The organism is Faecalibacterium sp. Marseille-Q0746 (assembly GCF_017377595.1).
GTDB classification, from domain to species: Bacteria; Bacillota; Clostridia; order Oscillospirales; family Ruminococcaceae; genus Faecalibacterium; species Faecalibacterium duncaniae.
Window position 1 is genome coordinate 61,674 of record NZ_JAFREI010000015.1, and the last position, 16,771, is coordinate 78,444.

The following is a 16,771-nucleotide window of genomic DNA, read 5'->3' on the forward strand; positions in this document are numbered from 1 at the left end:
GGCTGTCTATTGTGGAAGCTACCAAGAAATTAACGGGTAAATCCGTAAAGAAATGGCTGGGCAACAACGCCATTATCGTTCTGATGCTGCTCGTCTCTCTGTTCGTCGGCATCATTCACCCGAACTTTTTTGCACCTGCAAACCTGATCAACCTGTTCAAGAACGTGTCCATCCGCTACATCATCGCGCTGGGCATCTCCGGCTGTCTGATCACCACCGGCAACGACCTGTCCGCAGGCCGTCTGGCTGGTTTTGCCGCCTGCCTGGCCTGCATCTTTGCGCAGACCGAGGGCGCTGCCGGTAAGTTCTACCCCAACATGCCCAGCCTGCCCACCCCTGTGGTGTTCATTCTGGTCATTGCCATCTGCGCCATCGTGGGTCTGTGCAACGGTCTGGTCGTTTCTTACCTGAAGGTCCAGCCCTTTATCGCTACCCTGGGTATGCAGCAGGTCGTCTACGGTATCTGCCTGGTCTACACCGGCGGTACCCCCATCGGCTCCCTGAACAAGAACTTCACCTCTCTGGCCTCCAACACCATCCTGAAGGTCCCCGTGCTGATCTGGATCGCCCTGGTCGTGGCTGTGTGCTTCTGGTTCCTGTACAACAAGACCCGTCACGGCAAGTACATGTACGCCATCGGCGGCAACGAGGCTGCTGCTGAGGTGGCTGGTGTCAACGTCAACGCCACCAAGATCCGCATCTACATCCTGGCTTCCTGCATGTTCGGTCTGGCAGGCTGCCTGCTGGCTGCAAAGTCCGGCGGCGCATCCGTCAACACTGCAATGGGCTATGAGCTGGATGCCATTGCGGCTTCCACCATCGGCGGCGTTTCTACCACCGGCGGTGTCGGCACCGTGCCCGGCATTCTGGTCGGCGTTCTGGTCTTTGAGCTGATGAAGGTCGCTCTGCAGTTTATGAACGTCAACTCCTCTTACACCTATATCGTCCAGGGCCTTGTCATCATCGTGGCTGTGGCCATCGATATCCGTAAGTACCTGGCAAAGAAGTAACTCCTCATTCGCATACAGAGAAGCCCCCCGCCGGTTCTCCCGGCGGGGGGCTTCTGCTGTTATTTTCCCAGCTGCCGCTGCTGCAGGCGGTATTGGCGGGGTGTCAGCCCCTCCTGCTGCTTGAACAGGCTTCCAAATAGCCCTCCGCGTTTTCTCGCCCACTCTCCGAAAAAAGTTGGAGAACTTTTTCTTTTTCGTTGAATTGCACAAGAACGTGCCTCCTTGTTTGGCGGTTGCGTTGAATTTATGAACGTTCTTTGAATTTTGATATTTTCCTTCGATTTATTATAACATAGCTCCCGGAAGAGTGGTATACTACAAGCCAGAAACAGTACTGTTAAGTTCGGAAAACAAAGATCGGTGAATGAGGTGTGTCTTATGAGCGTTTACGAAAAAATTTCCGGTTTTGCGGATGAGATCAGCCAGGACTTTGACCAGCAGCTCAAAACTGTGACGGATCTGGGGATGAAGTATATCTGCATCCGCAGCGCCGAGCACAAGGGCATTGCCGATTACACCCCCGAGGAAGTACGCACCGTTCTTCTGCCAAAGCTGCAGGCCGCAGGTGTGGGCGTTTCCAGCCTGGGTACGGCCATCGGCAAGGTGGAGGTGGACGATGAAGAGGGCTTTGCCAAGCAGCTGGAGCAGCTGGAAACACTCTGCGAAACGGCCAAGCTGCTGGACTGCTCCTTCATCCGGATGTTCAGCTTCCTCATCCCCAAGGATGCCGATGCAGACAGCTATACCGATGTGGTGCTGGATAAGCTGCGTCAGTTTATCCGGATCGCGGAAAAGCATGACATTGTCCTGCTCCATGAAAATGAGAAGGGCATCTACGGAGACACCGGTGCCCGCTGCAAATTGCTGTTCGACCGGCTGGCCTGCCCCCACTTCAAGGCGGCGTTTGATTTTGCCAACTTTGTTCAGTGTGAGCAGGACACTGCGGAGTGCTGGGAACTGCTCCATGACCAGATCGTTTATATCCACATCAAGGATGCTCTGCCCGGCTACCTGCTGAATGTGCCCGCAGGCACCGGCCTTGGCAAGATCCCTGAGCTGCTTCGCCGTGCTTTCTGCGAGGAGGGCTACCACGGCTTCCTGACGCTGGAGCCCCACCTGGCGATGTTTGATTTCTTTGCACCAGGAGCCAAAGGCGGAAAGAGCCAGAAGCTCCAATTTGAGAATAACCCGATCGTCGAGAAGATGAAGTCCGAGATGGCCGAGCCGGGCCGCCCCAAGGACGGCGCAGAAGCTTACGCCACCCAGTATCATGCACTGGTCGAGATCCTGAATCCCATTCTCAATTGATATCCACTCTCCGTTTACCATAAGCTGCCACAACAGAAGCCCCCCGCCGGGAGAACCGGCGGGGGGCTTCTGCTGTTTGCGGCAAAAAAGCTGGGCCCCATGCTGTCAGCAACTTTTCATTTGGAATATGGCAATATTTTGGCGGCTTGTCAGTCACTGGCAGGCCGCTTTTTTCTTTGTCAAAGGCAGTTTCGTGAAAATGACCGAAAAAGGAACCCTGATTTGTGAATATCAACAAAAGTTTTCAAAATACTTGATTTTAATTTAGGGGGGGGGGGGTATAATGAAATGACAGAAAATTCCTTTGAGAACAAAGCGCTCAGCAACCTGGCTGAGACCTGCAATGCGGAGAATGGAACCTACAGGGGAGGTGACAGTGCGGTAGGAATCTGGAGGGTTCCTTGCGGGGAATCCGTTGCAAAAATGCAAATAGTGATGAAAGGAATGAAGAAAGTTGAAACAGAAAAGTCAAAACCGGTTTTTGGCGGCCCTGCTGGCAGTGGCAATGATGCTTCAGATGCTTCCCATGCTGGCTTTTGCGGATGACGCAGCCGGCACCCCAGTAGCATGGAACGAAAATAAGAATAATAAGGGCTATCCGTCTTTGGAAGCTGCTGTGATAGATGCAGATAGCGGTGATACTATCATCCTTGGCGCGGGCAATTATACACTGCACAATAAACTCAAAGACAATCAAAAGCCCAAGGGAAAAGACCTGACCTTTGTGGGGCAGGGGTCTGATAAAACGACCTGGTATATCGGTGCTAAGGTGCCGGACCCGAATCTTTTGGGCACAGAGTATAACGGCGATTACAGCTTTGATGGTGCCGGAACAGTCACCTTCAAAAATATGACGCTTCGCTCCGGTGATAAAGATTATCTGGGCTTCATCCGTATTGACAATACAGTGGTGGAAAACTGCGTCATCAACGGCAAGACAGACTATTGGGGCTATACCAGTGCAAAGTTTATCGATACGACCTTCAATGCTCCAAATGGACAATATGCACTCTGGACGTATTGCTCCCCGATCATGACATTTGATAACTGCACCTTTAATGCAAGTGGAAAAGTGATCAATGTTTACACGGATTACAGTGCAGAAAAATTTGACATTACGGTTAACTTTAACAACTGCACCGTGAATTCCAACTTCCAGTCCTATGTATCAATGTTCAGTAACAATAAAACTGCGCTGAACATCAACGACAGCAACATGGGCAGCCATAAGTACATCATCAATATCAATGATCCCAAGACCATTACTGCTGCCCGGGATAAAACGACGACCTGCTCGCAGATGTTTGGCTTTGGCGGTAAAGCAGCTACTAACAACAAGGGTAAAACAGATGTATATCTGAACGGTGAGCTGGTCTGGACAAACGGCAAGATGCAGACACACTCCTATACCGATGGTGAGCATGACCAAGCCTTTACCACCACCTATTCGGAGTGGAAAACGATCGATGCACGAAATGAGTGGCGGGATGTAACGAAGACCTGCAACTACTGCGGCAGGTTGTTGGAAGAACATAAGGAAATTGCCAGCGTGTACCGCCTCCAGTACAACCTGAATGAAGGCGTTGGTGCCGAAAATGTCGACTACAGCGATGCTAATTACCGTCAAAATGAGAGCGTGACGCTTAAAGCGGCTCCCACACGAGAAGGCTACCAGTTTGCTGGATGGCTGAGTCTTAAAGGTAAGCTCTATAAAGCTGAGAGTGAGCTTGAACAACTGACGGGTGATGAGGTGTTTACGGCACAGTGGAAGAAGGATGAGCCTGTCGTCAATCATACCCTGACCGTGACCGGCGGCACCTTTGCTGTGAAAAACGGCGACATTGATGTGACCGACACACTGGAAACCAGCACCGATGAGGCCAGCGGCAAGCAGACCTGCCTTGTGCCGGATGGTGCAGAAGTCACCGTGACGCTGGACCAGACGAAGGTTCCCGATGGTATGGTGTTTGATCTCTGGTCTACCGGCAAGTTTGACCTGCCGCTGGGTCAGGATTACAAGGCTGAGTCCATTACCTTTACCATGACTGGTGATGTGGATGTGGCCGCACAGTACCGCAGCGCTGACATTGAGGATGGTTCTGATGTTGTTGGCCCCATCATTGTCGGTACGGCTGTTGTGGCTGGCGGCGCACTGGTCGGCTACACGCTGGGCACCGATCTTGTGGGCAAGATGTGGGGTCTGCCTTACTTCCCCAGCAACCGCAGTGCTCTTGCAATGATGCTGTGGGAGGATGCAGGCAAGCCTATGCCGGAATCTGAGATCCTCTACCCCGATGTTGGCCAGGAAGAACAGGATATGGATCTGCAGCATGCTGCCCGCTGGTCCATGGAGCACGACCTCCTGCCTGACCTGAACGATCAGGATACAGAGCTGCCCCCTGAACAGGTGAAGTTCTATCCGGACAACATGGTTACCAAGATCAGCGTGCTGCGTGCTTGGAAGAAGGCACAGGACCTCAAGCAGAATGCGCAGTAAAATTTGACATCCTCTGATATTTCCCAAAACACAGCAGGAGCGCCCCACCGGGTCATACCGGCAGAGCGCTCCTGCTGTGTTTCTGTTAAGCTTCAGGAAAGGGGAACACACTCCACTCAGCGGCCCACGATGAGGTCGCGGCGGCAGCGCAGGCCGACCGTCAGGAAAGCGCTGTCGCCCAGCTGCCGCAGCACCACCCGCTGGGTGTCGGTCTGGCCCTCGCACAGCAGGGAAAGGTTCAGAGTGGTGGAACCCTTCTCCGTGGTGAGCACCAGCGTGGACACGCCCTGATTCATCAGGGTCTTCATGTCCTGAATGGTGGTGCGGAAGGTGGCGGCGCAGTCCGGCACGTCCAGTGTCAGGACGCGGCCCTCCTGCCGGGCGGTGTAAAGGACCTGACGGCCCAGCAGACCCTTGACGGTGTACCGGGCTTCGGTGGTCTTTGCCTCGTCAGCGGAGATCAGCATGATGTCGCCCTGAATGGGGTCACCCTCCGGTGCGCCGTAGCCGCCGTAGGCGGGATCGGTCTCGCCCACAGCAACGTCGCCGCTGTGCAGCGCAATCTCGCCCTGAAGCATCACGCTTTCATCCTGCGGGGGCAGGTAGCCTGCGACAACGGTGTCATCGGCGGCAGCCGCAGCGGCAGGCTCCTCGGCAAATGCGCCGACGCTCATGGGGATGGCAAGGGACAGCACCAGGGCTGCGGCAATGGCCTGACGGCCCAGCATGGTATTCAGAATCTTCATAAGAAATATACCTCCTGTACTATGGACGAAAAACCGCCCGTTCTGTAATGAATACGGAACGGGCGGCTTGTTTATTGCAGGGGTGTAAAAATTATTTCTCCCGGTTCAGGATCTCCATGAACTCATCGCCGGTGATGGTCTCTTTCTGGTACAGATACTGGGCCAGCTCATCCAGCTTTGCGCGGTTGTCGGTCAGGATCTGCACAGCCTTGGCGTGCTGGGCCTTGACCAGCTCCACCACCTTCTGGTCGATCTCGCACTGGGTCTGGGCAGAGCAGGCAAGGGAAGTGTCGCCGCCCAGATACTGGTTGTTGACGGTCTCCAGTGCCACCATGTCAAACTCATCGCTCATGCCGTAGCGGGTCAGCATGGCGCGGGCCAGCTTGGTGGCCTGCTCGATATCATTGGAAGCGCCGGTGGTGATGGAGTGGAACACCACTTCTTCGGCGGCACGTCCGCCGGTGAGGGTGGCGATCTTGTTTTCCAGCTCCTCCTTGTTCATCAGGTAGTGGTTGCCCTCGTCCACCTGCATGGTGTAACCTAGAGCACCCGAGGTGCGGGGGATGATGGTGATCTTCTGCACGGGGGCGGAGTGGGTCTGCTTGGCGGCGACCAGAGCGTGGCCGATCTCATGGTAGGCTACGATGCACTTTTCGTGGTCGGTCAGGATGGAGTTCTTCTTCTGGTAGCCTGCAATGACCACCTCGATGCTCTCCTCCAGGTCGGATTGGGTCACGCTCTTGCGGCCTGCACGGACGGCCCGCAGCGCGGCCTCGTTGACGATGTTGGCCAGCTCGGCACCGGACGCGCCGGAGGCCATCCGGGCCACGGTGGTAAAGTCGATGCCCGGGGCCAGCGCGACCTTCTTAGCGTGGACCTTCAGGATCTCCTCGCGGCCCTTGAGGTCGGGCAGCTCCACGGGCACCCGGCGGTCAAAGCGGCCGGGGCGGGTCAGGGCAGGGTCAAGGGATTCGGGACGGTTGGTGGCAGCCAGAATGATGACACCGGTGTTGCCCTCAAAACCGTCCATTTCGGTCAGCAGCTGGTTCAGGGTCTGCTCGCGCTCATCGTTGCCGCCGTATTGGCCGCCGCTGCGCTTTTGGCCAATGGCATCGATCTCATCAATAAACACGATGCAGGGCGCTTTCTCCTTGGCCTGCTTGAACAGGTCGCGCACCTTGGAGGCACCCATGCCCACGAACATCTCCACGAACTCGGAGCCGGAGATGGAGAAGAAGGGCACGTTGGACTCACCGGCCACAGCCTTGGCCAGCATGGTCTTGCCGGTGCCCGGAGGGCCCACCAGCAGGATGCCCTTGGGCATCTTGGCACCAATGCTCTCATACTTGCTGGGGTCGTGCAGATAGTTGACGACTTCCTGTAAGTTTTCCTTGGCCTCGTCCTCACCGGCCACATCCGCAAAGCGGATGCCTGCCGTGGACTGCACATAGACCTTGGCGTTGGATTTGCCCATGCCGCCAAACATCATGGAGCCCGGGCCGCCGCCGGCCTTTTCCATCAGCTTTTTGTTCATCTGGTTGCCGATGGCCGAGAACAGGATGATGGGCAGGACGAACCAGATCAAAAAGCTCAGCACCGGCGAGGACTGTTCCACGATCTCGCTGGAGAAGGTGGCTCCGGCATCGTACAGCCGCTCGGTCAGGCCGGTGTCGTTCATCAGGCCGGTCTTGTAGACCTGCGTCTCGTCCTTATCGGTAAAGATGATCTGGTTGGATTCAATGTCCACCCGGCCAATGTTCTTCTCCTCGGTCATGGTCATAAAGGTGCCGTAGTCCACCTCTTTGATCTGGCGCTCCCCCATCCACGGCAGCAGCACAAAGTTGAGGAGCAGCAGCATCAGCAGCACGAGGGCGTAGTAGATCGCCAACGGCTTGCGCGGTGTCTTGACTTCTTTCATAGGATTTCCTCCTCGGTAAACGGCCTCGCCCTCTCAGTCTGCTTCGCAGCCAGCTCTCCCAAAGGGAGAGCCTTTGACAAATCGGTCAGGGGCCTTATTCTTTCGATAAGCTTATCTTAACACAACGAAAATTAACAAAAAAGCTTTTCGAGGGCTTGTTTCCAAAAACTTCCCAGATTCTTAACAAACCCCGAAGCCTGGCGGGAGGAAAGCGGGGGAATGCCCCGTTTCACTTGCGTGGGCATCCCCCGCTTTCCCAGCGCTTTACGATTCGATGCAGAAAGCGCAAAATTTGGAAAATTGTGCCGCTCCTGATGTGAATTTGTTTCATTTTTGATATGAGCCAAACTTCTTGACAGCAAATCCGGCGTTTGGTACAATAAGCTCACTTTGAAACACAAAGACCAAATGCGTTGACGGGGAAAAAACGATCTTCTTCTGCTTCAGAGAGCTGCCGGGTGGTGCAAGGCAGTGCGGAGGGTTTCGGCTACTGGCCCCTGAGCGGCAGAGTTGAACGGAGAGTAGGCTCTGACGGATGCCCACCGTTACCGGGGCAGCGATTCGCCGCCAAAAGCTGATCGTGTGAGTGGCTGGTTTTCCAGCAAAGAGAGTGGTACCACGGGTGCTCTGTTAGAAAAAAATGACAGGCCCTCGTCTCTCAAGGCTTATCGCCTTGGAGACGAGGGCCTTTTACTTTAATTTTAAATAAGTGTAGGATCTGGAGGAAACGAGAATGATGGACGCAACCAAGTACGCACCAGGATATTACCCTGTCCCTGCCGGTTATGACAGCTGGGTGAAGAAGGATCACATTGAAAAGGCCCCGGCCTGGTGCAGTGTGGATCTGCGCGACGGCAATCAGGCTCTGATCGTGCCCATGAGCCTGGAGGAAAAGCTGGAGTTCTTCCAGATGCTGGTGAAGATCGGCTTCAAGGAGATCGAGGTGGGTTTCCCCGCCGCCAGCGATACCGAGTACGAGTTCCTGCGTACCCTGATCGAGAAAAACATGATCCCGGAGGATGTGACCGTGCAGGTGCTGACCCAGTGCCGTGACCATATCATCCGCAAGACCTTTGAGGCTGTCAAGGGTGCCCCCCGCGCGGTCATCCACTTCTACAACTCCACCTCCGTGGCCCAGCGCGAGCAGGTGTTCCACAAGAGCAGGGAAGAGATCAAGAAGATCGCCACCGACGGCGCAAAGCTGGTCAAACAGCTGAGCCAGGAATACGAGGGCAACTTCCTGTTTGAGTACAGCCCCGAGAGCTTTACCGGCACCGAGGTTGACTATGCTGTGGAGGTCTGCAACGCGGTGCTGGATATCATGCAGCCCACCCCTGACCGCCCCATGATCATCAACCTGCCTGTCACGGTCGAAATGAGTATGCCCCATGTTTACGCCAACCAGATCGAGTACTGCGACAAGCACCTCAAGTACCGTGACAGCGTGATCATCTCCACCCATCCCCACAACGACCGCGGCACTGGTGTTGCCTGCGCTGAAATGGCCGTTCTGGCCGGAGCCCAGCGCGTGGAGTGCTGCCTGTTCGGCAACGGTGAGCGTACCGGCAACGTGGATGCCGTGACTCTGGCCATGAATCTGTACAGCCACGGCGTAGACCCCAGACTGGACTTTTCCGATATGCCCGAGATCTGCGCTGCCTACGAGCGCGTGACCCGGATGCACATCTACGAGCGCACCCCCTACGCCGGTCAGCTGGTGTTTGCAGCCTTCTCGGGCAGCCATCAGGATGCCATTGCAAAGGGCATGGCCTACCGCAAGGAGCGGGGCGAGCACCGCTGGACCTGCCCCTACATCCCCATCGACCCCCACGATATCGGCCGCACCTATGATGCCGATGTCATCCGCATCAACAGCCAGAGCGGCAAGGGCGGCATCGGCTTTGTGCTGGAACAGAACTACGGCTATAATCTGCCCCCAAAGATGCGCGAGGTGCTGGGCTACAAGGTCAAGAGCGTGTCCGACCACAGCCACAAGGAGCTGAGTGCAGGCGAGGTGCTCCGCATCTTCGAGGAGAGCTTCCTCAACCGCGAAAAGCCCCTCCGTGTGGTGGAGGCCCACTTTGCACAGGTCAACGGCATTACCGCCACGGTCACCCTGGACCTGAACGGTCAGCGCAAGGTGGTCACTTCGGTGGGCAATGGTCGTCTGGATGCTGTGGCCAACGCCATCCAGAGCGCCACCGGGATGGACTTCCATCTGGAAAGCTACTCGGAGCACAGCCTGGACGAGGGCAGCACCTCCCGTGCAGCTTCCTATGTGGGCCTTGCCTGGGGGGATGGCAGCATGACCTGGGGTGCCGGCACCGACACCGATATCATCGTCGCCGGCATCAAGGCGCTGGTTTCGGCAATTAACAGTAAGTAAAAATTGAACTCCCTCAGTCACCTGCGGTGACAGCTCCCTCTAAGAGGGAGCCTGTTGCGTAACGGAAAGGCAAAGAGGCCCCCTCCTAGAGGGGGCTGTCGCGTAAGCGACTGGGGGAGTTATAGAAGATAAAAGGAGAGTATCACCATGGGAATGACTCTGACGCAGAAAATTCTGGCCGCACATGCGGGTTTGCCGGAGGTCAAGGCAGGCCAGCTCATCAATGCCAAGCTCGATATCGTGCTGGGCAACGATATCACCACCCCGGTCGCCATCAACGAGTTTGAGAAGGCAGGCTTTGACGGCGTGTTCGACAAGGAGCACATTGCCATCGTGCTGGATCACTTCGTCCCCAATAAGGACATCAAGAGCGCAACCCAGTCCAAGCAGTGCCGCGAGTTTGCCAACAAATATGATATCCTCAACTTCTACGATGTGGGTCAGATGGGTGTTGAGCACGCCCTCCTGCCCGAAAAAGGCATCGTGACCGCCGGTGACTGCATCATCGGTGCCGACAGCCACACCTGCACCTACGGTGCACTGGGCGCATTCTCCACCGGTGTGGGCTCCACCGATATGGCCGCCGGTATGGCCACCGGCATGGCATGGTTCAAGGTACCCTCTGCCATCAAGTTTGTGCTCAAGGGCAAGTTCAGCCCCCGCGTATCCGGCAAGGATCTGATCCTGCACATCATCGGCATGATCGGTGTGGACGGCGCACTGTACAAGTCCATGGAATTCACCGGCCCGGGCGTGGCTTCCCTGACCATGGAGGATCGCCTCTGCGTCTGCAACATGGCCATTGAGGCCGGTGCCAAGAACGGCATCTTCCCTGTGGACGAGGTCACCAGAGCGTATCTGAACGGCCGCAGCCAGCGCACCCCGGTCTACTACGAGGCTGACCCGGATGCCGAATACGAAAAGACCATCGAGATCGACCTGGACAAGCTGGAGCCCACGGTCAGCTACCCTCATCTGCCGGAGAACACCCACCCCGCCAGCGAGGGAAAGGATATCCGGATCGATCAGGTAGTCATCGGCAGCTGCACCAATGGCCGTCTGGAGGATATGGAGGCCGCTTACAACATCCTCAAGGGCAAGCACATTGCCAAGGGCGTGCGGGGCATCATCATTCCGGCCACCATGGCGGTTTATAAGGAGTGCATCCTGCGCGGCTGGACCGAAGCCTTTATTGATGCGGGCTGCATCGTGTCCACCCCCACCTGCGGCCCCTGCCTGGGCGGCTACATGGGCATCCTGGCCGAGGGGGAGCGCTGTGTCTCCACCACCAACCGCAACTTTGTGGGCCGCATGGGCCATGTCAAGAGTGAAGTCTATCTGGCAAGCCCGGCCACTGCCGCTGCCAGCGCCCTGACCGGCTATATCACCGACCCCCGCACGGTCTGATCGAAAAGGAGAAACAACGATGAACGCAAAAGGTTCTGTTTTCAAATACCCGGATAACGTGGATACCGATGTCATCATTCCGGCCCGCCACCTGAACACCCAGGACCCCAAGGAGCTGGCCAGCCACTGCATGGAGGACATCGACAAGGACTTTGTCCGGAACGTCAGGGACGGCGATGTCATGGTGGGCGGCTGGAACTTCGGCTGCGGCTCCTCCCGTGAGCACGCCCCCGTGGCCATCAAGGCCGCGGGCATCTCGGTGGTCATTGCCAAGAGCTTTGCCCGTATCTTCTACCGCAACAGCATCAACATCGGTCTGCCCATCATGGAGTGCCCCGAGGCTGTGGATGCCATCAGCGCAGGGGATACCGTCAGCGTGGATTTTACTACCGGCCTCATCACCGATGAGACCACCGGCAAGACCTTCCAGGCGGAACCCTTCCCGCCGTTTATCCAGAAGATCATTGCCGACGGTGGCTTGATGAAGTCGCTGACCAAGAAATAAACCCCACCGTCAATGCTGACGCATTGCCACCGCCCCTAGTAGGGGCGGCTCTGGCGTTGCGGAAAGCTCTGCGAGTTCCCCTTTATGCCAAGGGCTCCCCATACTAGGGGAGCTGTCGCGCAAGCGACTGAGGGGTTTGGGTAAGAAGCTGTTGAGGAGAATTTAGAACTATGGAAAAAAACATTGCTGTCATCTGGGGCGACTGCTCCAGCCCCGAGATCGTGAAACAGACCATCCGGGTGCTTGATAAGGTGGCTGAAAAGTACGGCCACACCTTCCACTATACCGATGCCGCCATGGGCGGCGAAGCCATTGACAAGTACGGCGACCCGCTGCCCCAGCATGAGCTGGACAAGTGCCTTGCTGCCGACAGTGTCCTGCTGGGTGCCGTGGGCGGCCCCAAGTGGGAGGGCCTGCCCGGTGAGCAGCGCCCGGAAAAGGGCCTGCTGCGCCTGCGCGCGGGCATGGGCCTGTACTCCAACAACCGCCCCGCCAAGATCTGGCCCCAGCTGGCCCCGGCCAGCCCCCTGAAGCCTGAGATCGTGGCACAGGGCATTGACTTCATCATCGTGCGGGAGCTGATCGGCGGCGTGTATTTCGGCAAGCACGAGACCCACACCCTCGCCAGCGGCGAAAAGCAGGCCATCGATTCCATGCCCTACTCTGAGCACGAGATCGAGCGCATCGGCCGCATCGGCTTTGAGACCGCCCAGAAACGCCGCAAAAAGCTCTGCTGTGTGGATAAGGCCAACGTGCTGGATACCAGCCGCCTGTGGCGCAGTGTGATGCACCGCCTGCAGGCCGAGTACCCGGACGTGGAGTACAGCGAGATGTTTGTGGACAACTGCGCCATGCAGATCGTAAAGAACCCCGCGCAGTTCGATGTCATCGTCACCGAGAATATGTTCGGCGATATCCTCTCCGATGAGGCTTCCATGATCACCGGCTCCATCGGCATGATCCCGTCCTCCTCTCTGGGCGATGGCACCCGGGGCCTGTACGAGCCTATCCACGGCTCGGCACCCGACATTGCGGGCAGGGATATCGTCAACCCCACCGCCTGCATCCTCTCTGCCGCCATGATGCTGCGCTACTCCTTTGGCATGACTGAGGAAGCCGATGCCATTGAGAATGCTGTGAACAAGGTGCTGGACAAGGGCCTGCGCACGGCAGACAACATGAGCGAAGGCTGCACCTGCCTGGGCTGCACCGCCATGGGCGATGCGATCCTGGCCGAGATCTGATCTGAAATGAATCGCCCTCTCTGTCAGCGTGAACGCGCTGCCACCTCTCCCGAAGGGGGAGCTGGCAAGGCCTGCGGCCTTGACTGAGAGGGCATTTTCGTTCTCCCAAAAACAAAAATGCAAACTTTTTGCAAATTCCTCTTGCAATTTGCATCCGAAGCGTGTATAATCTCCCTTGCACGAAAATGCAAATTGATTGCAATTTACTGCGATAAAGCACATTACAGTTGTTTTTGGAGTATCAAATGGAATTGTTTCTGGATGTTCTGGGCGAATCTCTGGTGGACACCGCCAAGATGCTGCCCTTCCTGTTTTTGGCCTATCTGTTCATTGAATATGTGGAGAACCGCCACGGCGAGCGCATCGAAGCCATCCTGGCGGGGGGTGGGCGCTGGGGCTCTGTTCCGGCGGCACTGCTGGGCTGTGTGCCACAGTGCGGTTTCTCTGCCATTGCGTCCAATTTCTATGCGTCCCGGGTCATCAGCCTGGGCACGCTGATGGCCGTGTTCCTCGCCACCAGTGATGAAGCGGTTCCGCTGCTGGTCTCCATGCCTGCCTACTGGGATAAGCTGGTGCTGCTCATGGTCATCAAGGTGCTCTACGCCATTGCGGTGGGCCTGGTGCTGGATTTTGTCCTGCGGGGCGTTCTGCCCAGGAGCCTGCGGGGCGGCTATACCGGCAGCGCCGATGAGATCGACTGCCACGAGGAGCACAGCGATGAGGAGGGCAAGCCCGCCCCCATCTGGAAAGCTGCTCTTCGCCACACGCTGGAGATCTTCGTGTTCATCTTTGTGTTCAGTCTGGTGTTCGGCCTCATTGTGGAGGGCGTGGGCGAGGATGTCTTTGCCGATGCTCTGGGCCGGATGGGCTTCTTCCAGCCGGTGGTGGCCGCACTGGTGGGGCTGATCCCCAACTGTGCCGCCAGCGTCCTGCTGACCCAGCTCTATGTGGAGGGAGCCCTCCGCTTTTCCAGTCTGGTGGCAGGTCTGTGCACCGGCGCGGGCGTGGGCCTGGCCGTTCTCTGGCGGGCAAACCCCTCCTGGAAGCAGAACCTCTTTATCACCGGCCTGACCTGGGCTGCCGGTGCGGCTGTGGGTGTTGGGATCCAGATCGTGGTAGCCATTTTCGGTTAAAGTAAAATATTCAGTCAAAACGCCGTTTCGGGATATCCCGGAGCGGCGTTTTGTGTTATACTAGACAGTATCAAAACGATAAAATGGCTCACCCTCTCCGTCATCGCTTGCGCGATGCCACCTCCCCCAAAGTGGGAGGTCTTGACAGTCTTTGGGAAGTTTCCGATTATGTCAAAAGCTCTCCCTTTGGGAGAGCTGGACGCGAAGCGGCCTGAGAGGGTGAGGATGCTGAAATAGGAGCAACTATGCAATATAAACTTCTGGCAAGCGATTTCGACAATACCCTTGTTCCCTTTGGTGAGCCCTGCCCCCGCCCGGCGGTGGTCAAGGCCGTGAAAAAGATGCAGGCCGCAGGAGGCAAATTTGTGCTGAGCACCGGCCGCGGCTACTGCGTGATCAACAAGCAGCAGCTGGGCGGCATCCGGTTCGACTACGCCATCACCAACAACGGAGCCTGCGTGGTGGACAGGGACGGCGCGATCATCGCCGAGCACCCGATGACCAATGAGGAAATGTACGCACTGGTGGATTTCTGCGAGGATTACAACTACCCTCTGCAGTTCAATTTCCGGGATGGATACTATGCCTACTGCGAATACGAGAGCCTCCGGGATTTCTACGCCCAGCTGAGCGGCAGCGGCCTGACCTGCAAGGACGGCGAGGATCAGGACCGCCATCTCATCGATATGCCCCATGCCGCCTTTGCCTGCCTGCCCGATGAGGCGCTGGAGGCGTTCAACCGGAAGTACGGCCACCTGAACCTCCGTTTTATGATGGTGGGTGCTGTGCGGGAGGGCAGCTGGCACTGCTATGATATCGTCCGGGAGGGCATTGATAAGGGGGCGGGTCTGGCTGACCTGTGTGAAACCGTGGGTCTGACGCTGGCCGATGCTGTTTCGGCGGGCGATTCCGCCAATGATGTGGGAATGCTGAAGGCGGCAGGACTGGGCTGCTGTATGGCCAACGGCTCGGACGATGCCAAGGAAGCCGCAGACCGCATCGTCGGGGATGTGCGGGAGGACGGCCTTGCCGCCCTCATTGAGGAGCTGTGGTTCAACGGCCCCCGTGCGGAGCCCTCGGGCCATGAACTTGGCTCCCCCTGGGGCCAGATGGAAGCCGCGGAGGAAAAGCAGTGAGCTTTGCACCGGTCTACAACGAGCACAGCCGGGCGCTGATCCTGGGCACCTGGCCCAGCCCCAAGAGCCGGGAAATGTCCTTCTACTACGGCCACCCGCAAAACCGCTTCTGGCCCATGCTGGCGGCCCTGACCGGGGAACCTGTGCCCGCCCGGGAGGATATCGAAGCAAAAAAGCAGATCATCCTGCGCCACGGGCTGGCCCTGTGGGATACGCTGGAAAGCTGTACCATCACCGGCGCGTCGGATGCGTCCATCCGGGATGTGGTGCCCAATGATATTGCCGGTCTGCTGGCAAAAGCGCCCATTGAGGCTGTTTTTTGCAACGGGGCTACGGCATATAAGATCTATACAAAGTATCTCGAGCCGGTCAGCGGCATCCTGGCGGTCAGGCTGCCCAGCACCAGCCCCGCCAATGCCGCCTGCAGGCCGGAAAAATTACGGGAGATCTGGCAGAAAGAATTGTCGAACTGGATTCTGCCTTGAATGCCGCGCGGACTTACCCGATATGCCAGGGGCTCCCCTATGAGGGGAGCTGGCGCGCAAGCGCCTGAGAGGTTTGACATTTCGATTTCAAACCTGTAAATAATTCGTGAAACGCTTGCGCCCCGCTGGAAAAGGATTTATTATGGAAGATACAGGGGGCGCAGCTCCCGGAAAAGGAGGAACCCATGAGCAAGATCATTCGCACCCGGAAGCCCAGTGTCCTGCCGTACTACGCGGCGGCGCTGGCATTTGTGGTGCTGTGCGCTGTGCTTCCGGTCTATCGGCTGTGGGCACTGCTGGCGGCGCTGGGCGCGGCTGTGCTGGCCTTTGCCGGGGCCAAAAAGATCTGCCCGCCCCGGGTGGTGGAGACGGAAGTGCCCTTCCATACCGGTGTGGGCGATGTGGATGCCATGCTGACCGAGATGCAGCAGCAGCTGGACACCCTCCATGCCCTGAACGAAGCCCTGCCGGACCCGCAGCTCTCCGCCGCCATGGCCCGGATGGAAAAGGCAGGCCGCTCCATTGTGGAAACGGTGGAAGCCACCCCCGCCAAGGCAAAGCAGGTGCGGCGGTTCGCCAATTACTATCTGCCCGATGCCGTGAACGTGCTGCAGCAGTACGCCAAGCTGGCAAAGCAGGGGGTGCGGGGCGAGAATGCCGCCTCCATCCGCGCGGAGGTGGAGCGCAACGCAGCCTCCATTGCCACGGCATTTGAAAATCAGCTGGATGCCCTGTATGCTGCCGAGAGCATGGACCTCTCGGCAGACCTGACCGTTTTGCAGAATATGCTGAAAGGGCAGGGATTGTAACAACCCTCTCAGTCAAAGCCTGACGGCTTTGCCAGCTCCCCCGAAGGGGGAGCCCTTGGCAAACCGGTTAGAAAATAGCGCACGCCGATAGGCGGCAGGCGCTGTCGTAATTGGAAAGGATGGAATCAACAATGGCTGACAACAACACTCTGAACTTCGATCTCGATGCTCCTGCAGTGCCCACCCT

Annotated in this window: 13 protein-coding genes and 1 other annotated feature; of the genes, 11 read left to right on the forward strand and 2 right to left on the reverse strand. The window is 57.3% G+C overall.

What is annotated here, in order from left to right; genetic code table 11:
• Positions 1 to 11 precede the first annotated feature (11 nt).
• The 3 genes from J3351_RS09615 to J3351_RS09625 all read left to right on the forward strand — a co-directional run bounded on the left by J3351_RS09615 (position 12) and on the right by J3351_RS09625 (position 4,815).
• Positions 12 to 1,010: a beta-methylgalactoside transporter gene (locus J3351_RS09615; RefSeq protein ID WP_156069534.1), complete on the forward strand. Its 999-nt coding sequence runs from the start codon at positions 12 to 14 to the stop codon at positions 1,008 to 1,010.
• 378 nt (positions 1,011 to 1,388) lie between these two features.
• Entirely contained in the window at positions 1,389 to 2,318 is a 930-nt protein-coding gene (locus tag J3351_RS09620) for a sugar phosphate isomerase/epimerase (RefSeq protein WP_207697614.1), read from the forward strand.
• A 454-nt stretch (positions 2,319 to 2,772) separates the two neighbouring features.
• Positions 2,773 to 4,815, forward strand: a complete 2,043-nt coding sequence (locus J3351_RS09625; RefSeq protein ID WP_207697615.1) for an InlB B-repeat-containing protein — start codon at positions 2,773 to 2,775, stop codon at positions 4,813 to 4,815.
• 116 nt (positions 4,816 to 4,931) lie between these two features.
• On the opposite strand, the gene J3351_RS09630 is transcribed toward J3351_RS09625, so the two are convergent.
• A complete protein-coding gene (locus J3351_RS09630) occupies positions 4,932 to 5,561 on the reverse strand; it encodes a transcriptional regulator, IclR family protein (RefSeq protein ID WP_156060549.1) in 630 nt (209 codons plus the stop codon).
• Between the two features lie 91 nt (positions 5,562 to 5,652).
• Positions 5,653 to 7,479: an ATP-dependent zinc metalloprotease FtsH gene (gene ftsH, locus J3351_RS09635; protein ID WP_207697616.1), complete on the reverse strand. Its 1,827-nt coding sequence runs from the start codon at positions 7,477 to 7,479 to the stop codon at positions 5,653 to 5,655.
• A gap of 404 nt (positions 7,480 to 7,883) precedes the next feature.
• Positions 7,884 to 8,141 (forward strand) — a binding site (T-box leader).
• A gap of 71 nt (positions 8,142 to 8,212) precedes the next feature.
• Here ftsH and J3351_RS09640 point away from each other — a divergent pair.
• The 8 genes from J3351_RS09640 (at position 8,213) to J3351_RS09675 (ending at position 16,584) form a co-directional block, all read left to right on the forward strand.
• Entirely contained in the window at positions 8,213 to 9,865 is a 1,653-nt protein-coding gene (locus J3351_RS09640; protein ID WP_207697617.1) for a 2-isopropylmalate synthase, read from the forward strand.
• 147 nt (positions 9,866 to 10,012) lie between these two features.
• The gene (gene leuC, locus J3351_RS09645) at positions 10,013 to 11,272 is read left to right on the forward strand and encodes a 3-isopropylmalate dehydratase large subunit (protein WP_005931551.1); all 1,260 of its coding nucleotides are present in this window, start codon (positions 10,013 to 10,015) and stop codon (positions 11,270 to 11,272) included.
• Positions 11,273 to 11,291: 19 nt separating this feature from the next.
• A complete protein-coding gene (gene leuD / locus J3351_RS09650; RefSeq protein WP_005931549.1) occupies positions 11,292 to 11,777 on the forward strand; it encodes a 3-isopropylmalate dehydratase small subunit in 486 nt (161 codons plus the stop codon).
• 170 nt (positions 11,778 to 11,947) lie between these two features.
• Complete coding sequence (gene leuB / locus J3351_RS09655) at positions 11,948 to 13,021, forward strand: 3-isopropylmalate dehydrogenase (RefSeq protein ID WP_207697618.1); 1,074 nt, start codon at positions 11,948 to 11,950, stop codon at positions 13,019 to 13,021.
• Between the two features lie 245 nt (positions 13,022 to 13,266).
• Positions 13,267 to 14,154, forward strand: coding sequence for a putative manganese transporter (locus J3351_RS09660; RefSeq protein ID WP_097773501.1), 888 nt, complete (start codon positions 13,267 to 13,269; stop codon positions 14,152 to 14,154).
• 245 nt (positions 14,155 to 14,399) lie between these two features.
• The gene (locus J3351_RS09665; protein WP_207697619.1) at positions 14,400 to 15,290 is read left to right on the forward strand and encodes a Cof-type HAD-IIB family hydrolase; all 891 of its coding nucleotides are present in this window, start codon (positions 14,400 to 14,402) and stop codon (positions 15,288 to 15,290) included.
• Entirely contained in the window at positions 15,287 to 15,775 is a 489-nt protein-coding gene (locus J3351_RS09670; protein WP_207697620.1) for a DNA-deoxyinosine glycosylase, read from the forward strand. The genes J3351_RS09665 and J3351_RS09670 overlap by 4 nt, the downstream gene beginning before the upstream one ends.
• A 185-nt stretch (positions 15,776 to 15,960) precedes the next feature.
• A complete protein-coding gene (locus tag J3351_RS09675; protein WP_207697621.1) occupies positions 15,961 to 16,584 on the forward strand; it encodes a 5-bromo-4-chloroindolyl phosphate hydrolysis family protein in 624 nt (207 codons plus the stop codon).
• Positions 16,585 to 16,771 lie beyond the last annotated feature (187 nt).

Coding starts and splice junctions, on each gene's coding strand:
- J3351_RS09620 (WP_207697614.1), top strand. CDS start 1,389: ATGAGCGTTTACGAAAAAATTTCCGGTTTTGCGGATGAGATCAGCCAG.
- J3351_RS09630 (WP_156060549.1), bottom strand. CDS start 5,561: ATGAAGATTCTGAATACCATGCTGGGCCGTCAGGCCATTGCCGCAGCC.
- ftsH (WP_207697616.1), bottom strand. CDS start 7,479: ATGAAAGAAGTCAAGACACCGCGCAAGCCGTTGGCGATCTACTACGCC.
- J3351_RS09640 (WP_207697617.1), top strand. CDS start 8,213: ATGATGGACGCAACCAAGTACGCACCAGGATATTACCCTGTCCCTGCC.
- leuC (WP_005931551.1), top strand. CDS start 10,013: ATGGGAATGACTCTGACGCAGAAAATTCTGGCCGCACATGCGGGTTTG.
- leuD (WP_005931549.1), top strand. CDS start 11,292: ATGAACGCAAAAGGTTCTGTTTTCAAATACCCGGATAACGTGGATACC.
- leuB (WP_207697618.1), top strand. CDS start 11,948: ATGGAAAAAAACATTGCTGTCATCTGGGGCGACTGCTCCAGCCCCGAG.
- J3351_RS09660 (WP_097773501.1), top strand. CDS start 13,267: ATGGAATTGTTTCTGGATGTTCTGGGCGAATCTCTGGTGGACACCGCC.
- J3351_RS09665 (WP_207697619.1), top strand. CDS start 14,400: ATGCAATATAAACTTCTGGCAAGCGATTTCGACAATACCCTTGTTCCC.
- J3351_RS09675 (WP_207697621.1), top strand. CDS start 15,961: ATGAGCAAGATCATTCGCACCCGGAAGCCCAGTGTCCTGCCGTACTAC.